At 71.3% G+C, this 15,212-nt stretch carries 15 protein-coding genes and 1 pseudogene; 9 read left to right on the top strand and 7 right to left on the bottom strand.

Features of this window, described 5'->3' with window-relative positions; all coding sequences use genetic code 11:
- Nucleotides 1–91 precede the first annotated feature (91 nt).
- Together ACZ7KF_RS05255 and ACZ7KF_RS05250 are read left to right on the top strand one after the other, a co-directional pair.
- Nucleotides 92–847: an SDR family NAD(P)-dependent oxidoreductase gene (locus tag ACZ7KF_RS05255; RefSeq protein WP_471069601.1), complete on the top strand. Its 756-nt coding sequence runs from the start codon at nucleotides 92–94 to the stop codon at nucleotides 845–847.
- 197 nt (nucleotides 848–1,044) lie between these two features.
- Nucleotides 1,045–1,671 carry a chorismate--pyruvate lyase family protein gene (locus tag ACZ7KF_RS05250; RefSeq protein WP_471069600.1) on the top strand — a complete coding sequence of 209 codons (627 nt, stop codon included), beginning with the start codon at nucleotides 1,045–1,047 and terminating at the stop codon, nucleotides 1,669–1,671.
- Between the two features lie 33 nt (nucleotides 1,672–1,704).
- On the opposite strand, the pseudogene ACZ7KF_RS05245 reads toward ACZ7KF_RS05250, so the two are convergent.
- Nucleotides 1,705–2,052: pseudogene (locus ACZ7KF_RS05245) on the bottom strand (YdcF family protein); the annotation flags it as partial.
- A 161-nt stretch (nucleotides 2,053–2,213) separates the two neighbouring features.
- Between ACZ7KF_RS05245 and ACZ7KF_RS05240 the strand changes: the two are divergent.
- Together ACZ7KF_RS05240 and ACZ7KF_RS05235 are read left to right on the top strand one after the other, a co-directional pair.
- On the top strand, nucleotides 2,214–3,221 hold the full coding sequence (locus ACZ7KF_RS05240; protein WP_471069599.1) for a helix-turn-helix domain-containing protein: 1,008 nt from the start codon (nucleotides 2,214–2,216) through the stop codon (nucleotides 3,219–3,221).
- 237 nt (nucleotides 3,222–3,458) lie between these two features.
- A complete protein-coding gene (locus tag ACZ7KF_RS05235; RefSeq protein WP_471069598.1) occupies nucleotides 3,459–4,883 on the top strand; it encodes a hypothetical protein in 1,425 nt (474 codons plus the stop codon).
- 321 nt (nucleotides 4,884–5,204) lie between these two features.
- Here the strand turns inward: ACZ7KF_RS05235 and ACZ7KF_RS05230 are convergent, their stop codons facing one another.
- A complete protein-coding gene (locus ACZ7KF_RS05230; RefSeq protein ID WP_133918406.1) occupies nucleotides 5,205–5,411 on the bottom strand; it encodes a cold-shock protein in 207 nt (68 codons plus the stop codon).
- 374 nt (nucleotides 5,412–5,785) lie between these two features.
- Between ACZ7KF_RS05230 and ACZ7KF_RS05225 the strand changes: the two genes are divergently transcribed.
- From ACZ7KF_RS05225 to ACZ7KF_RS05215, 3 genes are all read left to right on the top strand, one after another.
- Nucleotides 5,786–6,454 carry a DedA family protein gene (locus ACZ7KF_RS05225; protein WP_471069597.1) on the top strand — a complete coding sequence of 223 codons (669 nt, stop codon included), beginning with the start codon at nucleotides 5,786–5,788 and terminating at the stop codon, nucleotides 6,452–6,454.
- Between the two features lie 94 nt (nucleotides 6,455–6,548).
- The gene (locus tag ACZ7KF_RS05220; protein ID WP_471069596.1) at nucleotides 6,549–7,232 is read left to right on the top strand and encodes an aromatic-ring hydroxylase C-terminal domain-containing protein; all 684 of its coding nucleotides are present in this window, start codon (nucleotides 6,549–6,551) and stop codon (nucleotides 7,230–7,232) included.
- A gap of 129 nt (nucleotides 7,233–7,361) precedes the next feature.
- A complete protein-coding gene (locus ACZ7KF_RS05215; protein WP_471069595.1) occupies nucleotides 7,362–7,697 on the top strand; it encodes a hypothetical protein in 336 nt (111 codons plus the stop codon).
- Between the two features lie 118 nt (nucleotides 7,698–7,815).
- Here ACZ7KF_RS05215 and ACZ7KF_RS05210 read toward each other — a convergent pair whose 3' ends face one another.
- From ACZ7KF_RS05210 to ACZ7KF_RS05195, 4 genes are all read right to left on the bottom strand, one after another.
- Nucleotides 7,816–8,976, bottom strand: coding sequence for a GDSL-type esterase/lipase family protein (locus ACZ7KF_RS05210; protein ID WP_471070007.1), 1,161 nt, complete (start codon nucleotides 8,974–8,976; stop codon nucleotides 7,816–7,818).
- Between the two features lie 204 nt (nucleotides 8,977–9,180).
- Nucleotides 9,181–9,564 carry an STAS domain-containing protein gene (locus ACZ7KF_RS05205; protein WP_471069594.1) on the bottom strand — a complete coding sequence of 128 codons (384 nt, stop codon included), beginning with the start codon at nucleotides 9,562–9,564 and terminating at the stop codon, nucleotides 9,181–9,183.
- A 157-nt stretch (nucleotides 9,565–9,721) separates the two neighbouring features.
- Nucleotides 9,722–10,762, bottom strand: coding sequence for a PP2C family protein-serine/threonine phosphatase (locus ACZ7KF_RS05200; protein ID WP_471069593.1), 1,041 nt, complete (start codon nucleotides 10,760–10,762; stop codon nucleotides 9,722–9,724).
- Nucleotides 10,763–10,964: 202 nt separating this feature from the next.
- Nucleotides 10,965–11,330 carry an STAS domain-containing protein gene (locus tag ACZ7KF_RS05195; protein WP_471069592.1) on the bottom strand — a complete coding sequence of 122 codons (366 nt, stop codon included), beginning with the start codon at nucleotides 11,328–11,330 and terminating at the stop codon, nucleotides 10,965–10,967.
- Nucleotides 11,331–11,503: 173 nt separating this feature from the next.
- Here ACZ7KF_RS05195 and ACZ7KF_RS05190 point away from each other — a divergent pair, with 173 nt between their 5' ends.
- Together ACZ7KF_RS05190 and ACZ7KF_RS05185 are read left to right on the top strand one after the other, a co-directional pair.
- On the top strand, nucleotides 11,504–11,998 hold the full coding sequence (locus tag ACZ7KF_RS05190) for an ATP-binding protein (protein WP_471069591.1): 495 nt from the start codon (nucleotides 11,504–11,506) through the stop codon (nucleotides 11,996–11,998).
- Between the two features lie 165 nt (nucleotides 11,999–12,163).
- Nucleotides 12,164–14,809, top strand: a complete 2,646-nt coding sequence (locus ACZ7KF_RS05185) for an ABC transporter substrate-binding protein (protein WP_471069590.1) — start codon at nucleotides 12,164–12,166, stop codon at nucleotides 14,807–14,809.
- Between the two features lie 22 nt (nucleotides 14,810–14,831).
- On the opposite strand, the gene ACZ7KF_RS05180 is transcribed toward ACZ7KF_RS05185, so the two are convergent.
- A partial coding sequence (locus ACZ7KF_RS05180) for a sigma-70 family RNA polymerase sigma factor (RefSeq protein ID WP_471069589.1) occupies nucleotides 14,832–15,212 on the bottom strand: 381 nt, incomplete at its 5' end.

Raw genomic sequence — 15,212 nt, 5'->3', positions numbered from 1 at the left:
CCCCGGCCCCCGCCTGTCTACGGTGAATACGCCCGGCGGCTCCGCGGGGCCGGCCGCGGACGCGGCACGGGGCAGGCCGGAGGAGGGGGAGATGACACGCATCGCCTTGGTGTCGGGGGGTGGCACGGGTATCGGCCGGGCGGCCGCGCACGCGCTCGCGGACGCCGGGCACCGGGTCGTCCTCCTGGGACGTCGGGCGCGGGTGCTGGAAGCGGCGGCTCGGGAGATCAACCAGGCCGTCCGGCCGGACGCTGCCACCTGGCACGCCGTGGATCTCAGGGAACCGGAGGACGTCGGGCACGCCGTCGGCACGGTGGCGGCCGGGGCGGGGCCGGAGGAGGCGATCGCCACCGTGGTGAACAACGCGGGCGGGACGACCCGGGTCACCGGCAGCGCACTGAGCGACGTGGCGGCGGCATGGCTCGACGAGTGGCAGCGCAACGTCCTTTCCTCCGTGCTGCTCACGACGGCGGCCCTGCCGTACCTCACGCGGTCCCCGGGGGCCAGGGTCATCACCGTCAGCTCGGTCGCGGCCCTGCGCGGCGGGGGCCCGTACGGCGCGGCGAAGTCCGCGCTGCACGCGTGGACGTACACGCTGGCCGGGGAACTGGGCGGTCGCGGTACCGCCAACGTGGTGGCGCCCGGATACGTGGAGGGGACCGAGTTCTTCGGCGACCGCATGACCGAGGAGCGCCGCCGTGCCCTCGTCGGCGCCACTCTCGTCGGCCGGGCCGCCCGTCCGGAGTCGGTCGCGAGCGCGGTCCGCTGGCTCGCCTCCGCGGAGGCGGGGGACGTCACGGGCCAGATCATCCAGGTCAACGGCGGGGCGGTGCTCGGCCGGGGCTAGGGCCTCTCGTTTGGATCATGCCGGGTTCGCGGGGTCTGGCACCGCGCCTCGCCGCGTTGTCGTCGGTTGCCATGGCTCCGCCATGGCGCCCTCCTCCGCCTTGCGATGCACGGCACCAGACCCCGCTCCCTGATCCGCCCTGATCCAAACGAAAGACCCCGGTGCGCTGTCCGCAAGGAGGACGAGGAGGAAGTGAGATGGTGCGGACCGAGAAGTGGAAACGCCGCGCGGCGGGCCCGGGAGCGTCCTCGTCCCTGGTGGACGTATACTTCCTGGCCCAGCACCGCCGGCCCGCGGAGCTGAGCGACGTCGACACGAGCGCGCTGAGCCCGATCCTGCGCGGCGTCCTGACGAGCGACGGAACCGTGACGACCCTCATCGCGACCTGCACGATGCAGCCTCTGACCTTGCGGGTGCTGGACGAACGGACGGTCGGCCTCTCCGCCGACACGGGCACGTGGCTGGCGGCGCCGCCGGGCGCGCCGGTGATACGCCGACGGGTCGAGATCATGGTCCGCGCCACAAAGGCCCCCGTGTACCACGCCGAGACGTTTCTTCTGCGTGAGCGCCTCCCACCCGAGGTGGCCGGCTCCTTGAGCACCGAACCGCTCGGACTGGGCGGCGCGTTGCGGCGTCACGGCGCCAACGCCCGCAGGGAACTCCTGTGGTACGGCCAGGGCGGTCCGCCTCCCTGGACGGAGACGCCCCAAGGCCGGCGGGCAGGTTCGCCGCCGGCCGGCCCGACGCTGCAGCGCACCTACCGCCTGATGACTCCGGGCGGGCAACCGGCGGCCCTGATCACGGAGTCCTTCGGCCTGATCTGAGGAAAGGGATCCGCGAGACATCCACGAAGCCTTCCGCGCCCTCGGTCGCGCACTCGTCTGCCGGCGCCGGCTCAGGCACGCACGGGCTTTGAGGGCATGAGCCGGCTGGGAGGCGATCTTGATGCGGTCGACGTGCTCGAGCAGCGGGATCACGTTCGTGATGTTCTCCCATGTCGTCGCGCTCCGGTCTTCGAGGAGCACGGTGCCCCGGCGGTTGATGAAGTTCGCCGTCGATCGCGGGTTCCGGTAGCCCAGCACGACCACGGCTTCGGAGGCGCCCACGCCGCTCCCGACGAGGGCGCGGGACCAGCGCCGGTTCAACCACTCGCCCCGGGCCGGGACCGCAGCCCCGGCGATCGCGAGTCCGGTCCTTCGTCGCATGGGGCGACTCCGGGGCACCGCGGGCGGCATGGGGCGGCGAAGGCACCGGCAGCGCTCCCGTCGCACCGGTACCCCTGGTCTCACGGATTCACGCGATGCCGCGGCCTGGTGCGCGCTGGCACATTGTGTCGGACACGTACCAGTGGAAGAACGGACGGATCATGTCGCCGGACTCATCGACCACCCTCCTCACCACGGACTCGGTGCCGGCCCACCGCAGACGGGCGTACTGGCGAGAGGCGCTGTCCCAGACCTTCGGAGCCGTTGACATCAGCGTTCCCGAAGAGGTGTATTCCGGCACGGTCCGTACCTCACCGCTGGGTCGGATCCGGCGCGTCACCGTGGAGGGCGACCCCTTGCAGACCCTGCGCACCCGACGCCTCATCGCGGGGAGCGCCGACGACGACCACGTCGTCGTGATGCTGGTCAGCAGAGGGAACGCCCGGCTCGAGCAGGACGCACGCGACATGCGCGTGGGGCCGGGGGCGCTCTTCGTGTACGACAGGGCGCGCCCCCTGCGGCTGACCTTCCCCGAGCCGTTCCAGACGAAGTCGCTCGTCCTGCCGCGGCACGTCCTGGGACTGAGCGAGTCGCACGTACGCCGGATCACTGCCGTGCCGCTCGGCTGCGACTCGGCGCTAGGCGCGCTGCTGACGCCGTTCCTGTCCCGGCTCGTGGACACCGCGGCCACGTATCCGCAGCGGACGGGCGAGTCGATCGCCCGCAACGTGGTGGACCTGGTGCAGGCACTGTCCGAGGAGCGGCTCGACAGGGCCGCCCCGGACACCCCGTCCGTCGCCCGGATGTCAGTGCTGCGCATCCGGGCGTACATCGATCAGCACCTGGCGGATCCGGACCTGACGCCGGTCGCCATCGCCCGGGCGCACCACATCTCCGTGCGCTATCTGCACAAGCTGTTCGAGCAGGAGGACATCACCGTCGGCCGGTGGATCCAGCAGCGCCGGCTGGAGCAGTGCCGGCGCGACCTGGCCCGCCGGCCGGTGGCGGGGCTGACGATCGCCGCGGTGGCCCGCCGCTGGGGGTTCACCAGCGCCTCGCACTTCAGCCGGGTGTTCCGGTCGGCCTACGGCGTCTCACCCGCCGAGTGGCGGAACGCGGTCGTGCTCGGGGCCACCGCTTCCGCGGTGCCCCTGGGCCGAGGTGCCTGAGGGCCTGTCTCCCGGACACCGCTCACGCCCGCGAGTCCGACGCCGGAGGAGCCCGACCGGCCGGGACGCCGTGCCCGCCGTGGCGAGAAGCGGCGCCGGTCACGGGGAGCGTCATGAGGGTCCGCCAGGGTGGTGTGTCGAATCGGTAGCGATGGACGCAGACATGCTCGCGGCTCCGGCCGGGCGCCTATGCTGCCGTATGCATCTCAAGATCATCTGCTGAGAACCTACGGGGATATGAACAAGTACACAGTGATGGCCGTGGGCCTCGTCCTGTCGCTCGGCCTGGTCGCCGGCTGCGGTTCCTCCGACGGCGGCGGCTCCGGCGCCAAGCCGAAGGACGGCCGTTCGGCCGGCCCGGACGGCGCGACGCCCGAGGGACCCGCCTACAGCGGACCCGCCATACCCGGCCTGGCCGCCAAGCCGGCGTGGAGCCTGCCGCCCGCCCACGCCATCGACCTCGGCGACACCCTGCTGTTCGTCAAGGACGCCCAGGGCACGTACGCACTCGGCGACGGATACGCCTGGGAGCCGGTCGACGGCTCGGTCGGCACCCTCCACTTCACGAACGACCCCGAGCCGGCCACCTTGGAGTTCCGGGACGTGAAGACCGGTGCCGTGCGCAAGAGCCTCAAGGTCACGACCGACCGCGTAGCCGCCACGACCTGGCACGACGGCGTCAAGGCGGTCGCGGTGTTCGCGCGCGCCACGACGGAGTCGGACGGCCTGAGCGAGGAGAAGACCACCAGCACGGTCACCGTCTACGGCAGCCACGGAGCGGAGCTGGGCAAGGCCACGACCGAGGGCGACGAGTTCGACGTCCACGACGGCCACATCATCAAGCAGGACGGTGACGCGAGCCTGAAGCTGACGCCCATCGACGGCGGCACGGCCCGCGAGGTCACCTGCACCGGACAGCTGGCGAAGTGCTCCTTCGACTCGCGCAACAACGAGATCGACGGCGGCCAGGCACACGCCCCCTTGATCACCGGCGAGTACGCCTTCCACGTGGAGAACGCGTCCAGCTTCGAGAGCGAGCCCGAACAGCTCGTCATGACGGAACTCGCCACCGGGAAGAAGGCCTGGAGCACCGCGGACGTCACCCCGCCGGCGGGCGTGGAACTGGACGAGGACGGCAAGCGCACCAGCGGCGCCCTGCGGGTCCTCGACGTGCGCGACGGCCGTGTCCTGACCGCCTGGGGCGCGGGCGCCCTCTCTCCCGACACCTGGGTGACCGCGACGTACGACATCGCGAGCGGCAAGCAGGTCGGCGGCTCCTCGACGTACTCGTACGAGGACAGCCCCACCGACACCGTCAACACCGAGGGCTCCTCCGTCTTCACCCCCGACCGCACCCTGGCCGCCGCTCACACCGAGCAGGGCACCGCCGTGTGGCAGCCCGCCGACGGCAAGGAGATCTGGGCGCAGAAGGAGGGTGAGAAGGCGATGATGCCGCTGCGCTTCTCCCCCGACGGCGTCCTCTACGGCACCACGAAGGAGGACAGCTTCAGCGAGAGCGTGTTCCTCGCGGTGGACGGCCGCACCAAGAAGGTGCTCGCCAAGAGCTTGCCCGAGCAGGACATCCCGCTGTTCTCGCAGCCCTCGGGGTACGGCTACATCAGCACGGACAAGGGCTTCTTCGTGTTCCCCGGCCGGGGCTAGCGTGTGCCCCTCCGCCGAACCGGTCGGTTGACCGGATGCGTCTGCACGGTCAGGGACCACTGATGCGATGCGGAACCGGATCGAGCCGCTGATGCCGGCCGGTCCGGTCCGCGGGCGGCGATGAGCGGATCACCGCCCGCACCGCGGTCGCGGTACGGAAGAACGCTCGGCGAGGGCCACGCGGGAGCGTGAACCGGCCGGCGCTCGGGGTACGGCGTGCCGCGCACCGTGCGGCGGCGGTACGGAGGGAATTCGCCCACTCGGGCGCGGCCGCAAGGGTGGCCTCCGGTGATAGCGCCGGAGGCCACGTCCACGGCATCGTCAGGCGACGACCGTGATGTTCTCCGCCTGCGGGCCCTTCTGGCCCTGCGTGACGTCGAAGGTCACGGCCTGGCCTTCCAGCAGCTCACGGAAGCCGGAAGAGTTGATGTTGGAGTAGTGCGCGAAGACGTCCGGGCCCCCGCCGTCCTGCTGGATGAAACCGAAACCCTTTTCGGCGTTGAACCACTTCACGGTCCCGCTGGCCATGCGTATACCTCTCGGTCGAACCGGGTCCACACCGTGCGGACCCGCAGTGATCGCCCTGGTCGCGCCCTGCACAACAAAACGCCCGCACCTGGCGGTACGGGCAGCGAAGACGACCACGACAACCAACGCGAAGCTACACCGCGCATCCGATCGACGCCAGAGAGAAGCCGGCCCGGAGAGTCTCCGACCACCCCTTCCGGCTTGCGGATCCGCAGTGTCCCCGGCGCCGAGGAAGAGGACGTTCACCCCCCTGCGGCAGTGCTTCAGGCCACCGACAGGCGTTAGGCCACCAGGAGCGCTCCTGGCTCGTCGGTCGTCCGCGGTTCATGGCGCGTCCACACACGTGTAGTCAAGATTTGGGGAGGCCCGGTTCCATGACCATCTCGCTGCACCTCGCCTCGCAGCTGGCCGTCGACGTCCTGGACGCCCGATCACTGCTCACCGCGTTCGGCGTACTGGGCGTGGGCGTGGTGATGTTCGCGGAGACGGGGCTGCTGATCGGCTTCTTCCTCCCCGGGGACTCGCTGCTGTTCACGGCGGGGCTGCTGTGCACAGGACCGGCCGACCAGGCCGTCCGTCTGTCGCTGGGCCCGCTGCTGCTCGCGGCGGCCGTCGGGGCGCTGGCCGGCGCGCAGTGCGGATACCTGCTCGGCCGGAAGGCGGGTGGGGCGCTGCTCGCCCGCAGCCGCTCGACACGCCTGCGCGAGGGAGCACAGCGGGCCGAGGAACTGCTGGAGCGGTACGGACACGCGAAGGCGGTCGTGCTGGCCCGTTTCGTACCGGTGGTGCGGACGGTGCTCAATCCGATGGCGGGCGCGCTGGGCGTGCCGGTCCGCGCGTTCGCCGTCTGGCAGGTGGTCGGCGGGCTGGTGTGGAGCCTCGGCCTCCCGCTCGCCGGCTACGCGCTCGGCTCGTCGATCCCGAACGTCGACCGCTATCTGCTGCCCCTGGTCGCGCTGATCGTCGTCGCGTCGCTGGTCCCCCTGCTGGCCGAGATCCTGCGCTCTCGCCGGACCGCCAGTGCCCGGGAGGAGCGCGGATGATCCCGGTCTTCGACGGCCTTCGGTCCACGGCCCCCGTGGCTGGTGGCACGCCCGTCGAGTGACCGAGCGGGCCTGACCGTTCCCGGACACGACGGTGCCCGCGGTCCATGTGCTGGGGGGCAGGTCGCCGGCGGTCGGATCGCCGCGGCGCTCCGTGCCACGCGGAGCGGCCGGTCCCGTCACCACGGGGGATAGTGACGGGGCCGGCCAGGCACCACAATGCCACAACGCCCAACAGCACTGCACACCCCACCGGCGAAGTTGGCGCAGAAGCACCCCCTCACGCGGGATCGGGCGCGTCGCGGTGCCGCCTCCGCCGCGGCCCGGCCCCGGGGTCCGCCCGAGACGGTCGGCCGAGACAGGCAGCCGGAGAGTGCACACGCCGAGCCCCGCCCCGGCTCCACCCCACCCGCCCGCGGCTCCCGTCCGCACGCGCAGGCGGTGCACGCAAGCAAGGCACGCGGACCGTACGCCTTTTGGTACGGCGCACCACTTCTTCGAGGACGGCACCCGCCTCGGCGAGTTGCTGCGCCATGGGCGGGGAGTGGTGCTCGACTTCAGCACCGACCGTGCGCTGCGGGTCGCGGCCAAGGGGTGGGAAAGCCGGATCTGCTACGCGGCCGGCCCGGCGCGCAACGACCTCGGGCTGGGGGCCGCGCTGATCCGGCCCGACGGCGTCGTGGTCTGGGCGGGCGAGCCCGCCCCGGATCGGGACGCTTTCGAGCAGGCGGCCGCCCAGTGGTTCGGCGCGACTTCTTCGCCGATCCGGTGCTGCTGACGCGTGGGGGTCGGCGCCAGGTGTCACCTTCATGATCCATACTCTGGGTCGGCGGCTTTCGGGGAGGGCATGTCCATGCGGCACAGCCGGGGGATCACACGAGCGGTGAAGGGAGCAGCGGCCGTTGTCGTGGCCGCTGTCCTGGTGAGCGGTTGTTCGTCGGACGATCCGGCGCAGGCCGAGGAGTGGCAACGGGATTACTGCACCAAGCTGGGGTCCTGGCAGGACGCGGCGCACGCCGCACCGACCAGCGGGGCGGACGCCGATGCCGGTGACATCGAGTCGACGGCACACGCGGCCGTCGAGGCCTCGAAGAGACTTGACCGGGAGGGCCTGGAGCACGGTGGCACCCGCATCCTCGATGACACCGTCAACGCGATCGGCGGCGACGTCGGGGCCGAGGGCCGTGCGGTGTCCTACTGCGACAGCGCGGGCTTCGAGACCTTGGTCGGTTCGGCCGGCTAGTGCCGTGAGCGCATGGGTGCGCCGGGTCGCGTGCGGGCCGCGGCGGCGAGGGGGCGTCCGTCTTCCATGAGGGCCCTCAGCGGGGATGCGCAGACGGTCGCGGGTACCGGGACGGTGGTCAGCCGGTCTCGGTCGCGAAAGGGCCGCCGTCGCCGAACGCGAGCCGCCCGAAGTTCTCGCCGATGCGGCGGTGCCCTGCCGGGTCGGGGTGGACCTCGTCGGGCAGCGGGAACTCGGCGTAGTCCCTCTCACCGTACAGGTGCCGCCCGTCGAGGTAGTGCAGGTTCGGGTCGTCGGTCGACCGCTGTTCGACGATCCGGGCGAGTGCGTCACGGATGACATTGAGCGTCAGTCGCCCGGCGGCGCGTTCGGCCGGATCGCCCGTCGCCCTGAACCGCAGGGTCCCGCCGTCGAAGTCGGGCGCGAGCGGGCCGGGGGTGTCCTCCTGGACCGGGCAGAGGAGGGGGGACGCGACCAGCAGCGGTGTGGCCGGATGCCCTTCGCGGACGGTGTCGAGGAAGCCGTGGACCGCCGGGGTGAAGGCGCGCAGGCGCATGACGTCGGCGTTGACGACGTTGATGCCGACCTTGACGCTGATCAGGTCCGCGGCGGCGTCCCGTATCGCTCGGGCGGTGAAGGGGTCCAGCAGCGCGCTGCCGCCGAACCCCAGGTTGACCAACTCGACTCCGCTCCGGGCGGCGGCCAGGGCCGGCCAGGTGGCGGTCGGATGCGCGGCGTTGGAGCCGTGACTGATGGAACTGCCGTGATGCAGCCACACCCTGCGCCCGCTGTCCGGCACCTTCTCGACGGGGGCGTCGGTGCGCAGGGCGATCAGTTCCGTGATCTCCGTGTGCGGGAGCCAGATCTCGACGTCCTTGTCACCCGCCGGCAGATCGGTGAACCGGGCGGTGCCGGCGGGCCCCTCCGTCAGCTCTGAGGACTGGGTGAACATGTCGGTGATCGTGCGCACGTTCCCGCCGGCCACCGTGGCCTGGGCCGCGAGCCGGCCGTCGACCAGCAGGTCGTACACGCCGTCCGCCGGGGCCGGGAGTCCTCGGTAGACCCGCTTGGTGGGCAGCGTGTCCAGTTCGATCGTGGTGGCCCGGGTGCGGAAGACCAGCCGCACACCGGAGGGCTGGGCCTCGGCGACGGCCAGTTGTTCGTCGGGGATCTGCCGGCGCGCGCGGGCCGGCAGCCGATGCGGCAGCAGACCGTGCGCGGTCGCTTCCACGTCGAGGAAGCCGCGCAGCATGTCCGCGGTGACGGGTGTGGTGATCATGTCGCGCTCGGTGTTCACTGCCTCAGCCTGTCGGTCGGAACCGCGGGATGTACGGATGCGCCGGCACCGGGCACGGCGGACCGCCTGCCCGCCGGGCAAAGCCCCTGCCCCGGCCACCCTCACCTCAACCATAACCATCACGCCACGCAGCTACAAGTATCAAGTGTTTGCCTAAACCTATTAGGCAAACCCTTGACCCGGTGATCACCGAGCGGCTCGTCCGGTGTGATCGGGCGCGGTGACCCGCGGGGCCGCGAGAGCCGCGTCGAGGGAGGGGAAGACGGGCAGGACCCGGGCGAGCCCGCCGGCCTGCAGGCTCCGCCCCACATGCCCCTCCGGGCAGACCAGGCGCAGCTCTCCGCCCTTCTCCGCCAGCAGCGCGCGAGCGGAGACGAGCGAGTCCACCGCGTCCGCGTCGACGGTCGTCAGCTCGGACAGGTCCGCGATCAGGTGGAGAGGATGGTGCTGCCTCGCGGTCGCGGCGCCGGCGAAATCCCGCAGCTCCCGGGCGGTGACGGGATCCAGGGCTCCTTTGATCTCCATCACGGCCCAGCCGTTCTCCCAATGTGATGCCAGGAACAGAGCCATGGCCCTCTCCGTCTCCCGCTGCCGGGCGCCCGCCGGGAGCCCTGCGCGCGGCGGCGTGGGTGCGGCGGTCGCGCGCCGCGTGTCCTCGATACCGCCGATTCTCCTCTCGTTGCCCCGCTGTCGCCCCTTCCCGCCTTGCCGTGGTGGCGGCGGGCGCTCAGGCCGCGGGGCTCGTGGATCTCTCGCCGAGGCGTACGGCCAGGGCCGCGATGTCGTCGTCGAGCCCTCCGCCGCTGTGCTGCAGAAGATCGCGATGGAGCGCGTCGAGCATTTCCCGGGGACCGGCCGAGGTCTGCAGGCTCATCCAGTCCTGCAGGGGGAAGAAATCCCCTTGGGCATTCCGGCTCTCGATGACCCCGTCCGTGTAGAAAAGCAGCTGGTCACCGGGGGCACAGGGGAAGGTGTCGGTGGTGTAGCGGAGGCCGACGAGCGGGGCGAGGTTGAGAATCGGCGAGACGGCGGTGGGGTGCAGGACGTGGAGCCTGCCGTGATGCAGGAGCAGTGGGGGAGGGTGGCCGCAGTTGAGGAGCGCGATGTGGCCTCCCTGATGCGGGAACTCGGCGAGCACGACGGTGGTGAACTGCTCCAGCAGGTCTTCGGTGGGGAAGGTGCAGCTGTGCCGGGTGCTGCTGGCGTCCAGACGGCGGACGATGCCCTCCAGGCTCGGCTCGTCGTAGGCGGCCTCCCGGAAACAGTTGACCACTGCCGCGGCGGCACCCACCGCCTGCAGGCCCTTGCCCCGCACATCGCCGATGATCAGGCGCACCCCGTAGGGAGTGGTGACGGCTTCGTAGAAGTCCCCGCCGATACGGGCCTGCGCGGCGGCCGCGAGATACATCGACCCGACCTCGAGGCGACCGACCTGCCGGGGCAGGGGACGCAGGAGCACCTTCTGTGCCGCGTCGGCGACGAGGCGGAGTTGGATTAAGTCCTGTTCGCGCCGGATGCGGGCGCGGCACGCGTAGGCGGCGGCCACGGTGACCGCGGCGATGGCCCCGACGGTGAACCACGTGCCCAGGTCGGGATAGACGAGACTCAACGCCACCATGATCACGACGCAGGCCAGCCCCAGCAGCACAGTGGGCAGCACGGGCCAGAGGGAGGCCGCGAGGGCGGGTGCGGCGGTCAACAGGCGGCTGAACGCGATCTTCCGGGGAGTGGCGAACGCGAGGCTCGTGACGACCACGGTCAAGATCACCGGCGAGAGCATGACGGGACTCCACCGGCCACGAAGAGGACGAGTCCGCATCCACCCAACGCTCAGCATGAAACACAGCATATCGGCGCATACAGGACAAAGTGACTCCAGGCGTGCGGCCTGGCCCCGCATCGCCCCGCCGCGCCTACCGGCCCTCGGGCACGACAACCGGCACCGATCCGCCTCGGCGGGTCAGCCGGCCTCAGGCAGCGAGAGCCTCGCGCAGGCCGGGGTAGCAGGGGATGACGGCGTCGATCCCGACGATCTCCAGGGTGCGCATCACGGAGCGCGGGACGCCGGCCAGGCGCAGCCAGCCGTTCGCCTCGGCGAGGCCGCGGTGTGCGGTGAGGAGCACGTTGATGCCGCTGGAGTCCATGAAGGTCACGTTCCGCAGGTCGACGACCACGTGCGGCGGGCCGCCGAGACCGCCGGCCTCCAGGGCCTGCGCGAGGCGGCCGGTGCTGGTGTGGTCCACCTCGCCGGTCGCGGTCAGGACAGTGATGCCGTCGGTGGTGGTGGACACGACGGTCAGCAGTTCGAGCCCTTGAGCTTTCTCGGTCTCCGACACGGCTTCCTCGGCATCCTCGTACGATCAGGCGTCCTACCTGAATCGATGCCCGGCATCGTGCCGGGCAATGCCCCGTCTGTGGCAAAGCAGGCAGACGCCCCGCTCCCAGAGCGATGCCCGCGCCCATCGCGGGTACGCGGGAGCGGGAGGTCGGAGGAGTGAAGGTGGCGCGAATGGAACCAGTCTCGTCGGACGAAGGACGCTTCACGTCCCATGCGGACGACGGCCCCCTGTGCGCCGCGGCGGCTTTCGAGGGGGAGGGCACCTGCATCGCCGCGGCGCGGCAGATGGCCGCCGACTTCCTGACCAGGGCGCATACCGAGCACGGGGTTCCCGTATCGCAGCGTGCGGTGGAGCTGTCCCGGCTGGTGGTCAGCGAGCTGGTCACCAACGCCCGCAAGTACGCCATGGGCCCGATCCTGCTGGATCTGCGGATCACCGGAGACCTGGTGGAGGTGGCCGTGTGGGACTCCGACCCGGTGCTGCCCGTGGCGCGGGCCGCCGACGCGGGGCGCGTGGGACAGCACGGCCTGGAAATCGTCATGGCCGTCTGCCAGGGCTTCGAAGCCATGCGGGAACCGGTCGGCAAGCGCATCACCGCCCGCCTGGCCCTGACGGACGCCGCGCACGGCTCCGGCGGTGGCCTCCGCCAGGCTCCGCCCGCATGATCACGCGCCGTTCCGCTCCCCGGGTCAGGAGACGCCGGACGGCGTTCACTATCGGCCCCAGAACGGCCTGAAGCGCGCACCGGACATCAAGAAGGACGGAAGGCGCGTTCAGGCCGCTCCCTCATGGCATGTTGGCCTCCCTGCTTCGCCTCCGGGAGGACACGCGTGCCCCACTCCCCCGCCCCCACGGACTCGGTACCGCCCTATCCCAGGTGGTCCGACCGTCTGATACGTCAGCTGGACGCGTTCGCTGCCAGGAGATCCGCGGCCGAGAAGGTGCCGGCCCTGGTGCTGACCCGGCAGGACGGCGGAGACTCCTGGTGGCCCGCCTTCATGGTCCGCGAATACGCGCATCGGCTGCGGCGTGGTGGCGGCATCTCACGCGGTCAGGTGCCGCACGCGGTCCTCGACGACGCGGAACTGACCGGTGGCTTCCTCGCGGCGATCGACCGTGTGACCCTGCGGTTCCAGCTCACCATGCCGTCGGGACGCTTGCGGTTGCCGGCGTTCCACACCTGCCGTGCCGTACTGGAAGCGGAGAGGGGTGCCGGAGACGTCCAGGCCCAGCAGCAGCCGATCCTCGACGACCTGTACGCGGCGTTGCTGAAGCGGCGGGTGACGCTGCGGGCGGGCGCCCGGGTGGCGGACTTCCTGGGCGCCCACGCCCTCACCGGCTGGCTCCAGGGGCTCGTCGCCGCTCTGATCGTCGGCCTGCCCAAGGTCTGCTATCGATTCCATCTGCGGCACTGGGGGCTGAGCTGGGTCGCGGAGGAGACCGACGCGGCCTGCTTCCTGGACGGCGCACTCACCTTCTGCCAGGACGGCGAACTGGACAGGGAGGACCCACGGGTGCGGCGCATTCTGTTACGTGCCCTCCTCACCGACCTGCGCAGGGCGACCCGGAGCAGGACCTGGCTCAGTCACCTGTGGGCCCGCCGCCGGTGGTCGTTCGTCGTCCTCGTCCCGGAGATCGACGACCTGGACGGCCCCGGCCGGGCGTTCCTCGGCACGTTCGAAGAGCTGGTCGGCGACCATCCGTCCCGGCCGTTGCTCGTCCTGGCCGCCTGTGCGGGTCCGCCCCCGGACTACGCCGTCCCGCTCGGCGCGGACACCGAGCGGCCCAACGGCGTCGCCGACAAGGTCTTCACCTTCCTCAGCGAGGGCAGTGCCGAACCCGTACGCCTCGTCGTACTGCCCGCCGAGGACGACACCGAAGGCACGGCGAAGAACAAGATCACCTCGGGGCCCGGTGTCGCGGCCCGGCGCGACCATCCTCTCGACTGGCTCCGCCCGGCGGCCCTGCCCGCCCTGGCCGCGGCCACCGTCGGCGTTCTCCTGGCCCCCCACTACCTCTGGCCCGCCCCGCGCCCCACCTCGCCTTCGTGCGTGGCGGTGGAATCCGGTGAGCGGGTGGGTGTCACCGACGGCGAGCAGTGTGATCTCGCCGTGCCGGGCGAACGCGGGGAGGAGCTGCGGGACCTGGAGCGTCGGATCGCCCGGGAGAACGCACGGATCCCGAAGGGCCGCTACCGCACGCTGGTCTTCCTCGCGCCCCTCAGCCTGCAGGAGGGCGTGTACGACGACCCCCCGATCGGCCTGCAGGTCCTGCGCGGCGCGATCGCCCAGCAGCACCGGCTGAACACGGCTGTCCGGCAGAACAAGATGCCGGTCCGCCTGCTCGTCGCGAACACCGGCCAGTACTTCCGGTACGGCGCGCACAACGCCGCGGCGCCGGACGATCCGGACGTCGCGCAGATGATCATCAGCCGTCGGGCGCAGGACCACATCGCCGCGGTCATCGGCATCACCCAGAGCCGGCCCGAGTCGCTGAACGCGGCCCGGGAGCTCGACCAGGCAGGGATTCCCGTGATCGCGAACGGGGTGTCCGGCAGCATCATGGTCGGCCCCGACTCACCGCAGCGCTACTTCCAGATCTCGGCGCCCGACGGCCGAGTGGGTCCGGTCCTCGCGGATTTCGTCCGTCACTCCCCCGCGGTCCGTCGTCTCACCAGCCGCGTGCCGCATGCCGTCGTCGTGTACGACCCCACCGACACCGCCTTCAGCACGGACCTGAAGAACGTCTTCGTGGGCGCCTACGGCCGGCGGAAGGTGGACGAGGTCACCTACAGCGAGAAGCCCGGCGCGACGACGCCGGACAACATCGCGAGCGACGTGTGCAACAAGGTGGCCGCCACCCACGGCATCATCGTCTACCTCGGGCGATCCGGTGTGCTTCCCAGCCTCCTCAACGCGATGCAGAGCGCCGGCGGCCACTGCCAGCCACCGGAGGGCACGACCATTCCCCTCATCGCCGAGAGCGCCCCCATCGACTTCCAGCTCCACTCCGACCGCACGGCGCGGGCCTACCCCTACATGACGCTCTTCTACGAGACGACGAACGCGCCCACGCCGGATCCCCGGGACCCGTACGCCCAGTTCGCCCGGGACTTCGCCGCCGTCTTCGGGAGCCGCAGTGCCGATGCCGATGCCGCCGGCGGCTTCGACACCGTGGGCATCGTCAGCAAGGTCGTCGAGAATCTGCTGCCGGCGTCTCGTGACGTCCAGCCCAACGACATCTACCTGTGGCTCACGGCCCACGGCGTGTCCCAGTACCCGGGGGCCTCGGGCGTGCTGCGCTTGGACGGCAGGAACAAGTACCCGCCCGACAAGGCCGTCTACATCCGCGAGATCGCCCAGCCGGACGGAGCCACCGCCACACTGCTCAGCTGCGGGATCCTGCCCGACCGGCGCGATCCGGCGAGGTGGGGAACCCCGCCCGACGCCTTCCCCTGCCTCCGCGGCGGCGGCTGACCGCCCGGCCGCCCGCCCGTCCTCAGCTGGTGCTGAGCATGCCTTCGCGCAGTCGGGCCAGGAGGCGGCTGATCAGGCGGGAGACGTGCATCTGGGAGACCCCGAGACGCTCGCCGATCTGGGCCTGGGTCAGTTCCTCCACGAAGCGCCAGTGGATGATCTTCCGATCGCGTTCGTCGAGTTCGGCGATCATCGGGGCGAGCACGTGGAAGTCCTCGACCAGCTCCAGGGCCGCGTCCTCGGTGCCGAGGAAGTCCTGCAGCGCGGCCTCGCCGTCCTCGCTGCCGCTGATCGCCGCGTCCAGGGAGGCCGACTTGTAGCCGTTGGAGGCCAGCTGCGCCTCCACCACCTCGTCCTCGGGCAGGGACATCAGCTCCGACAGTTCCCTGGTGGTCGGCGTCCG

The sequence above is a fragment of the Streptomyces sp. NPDC038200 genome, from assembly GCF_055600785.1.
The sequence above is the reverse complement of the archived record's forward strand: the minus strand, read 5'-3'. Positions and strand labels throughout refer to the sequence as shown.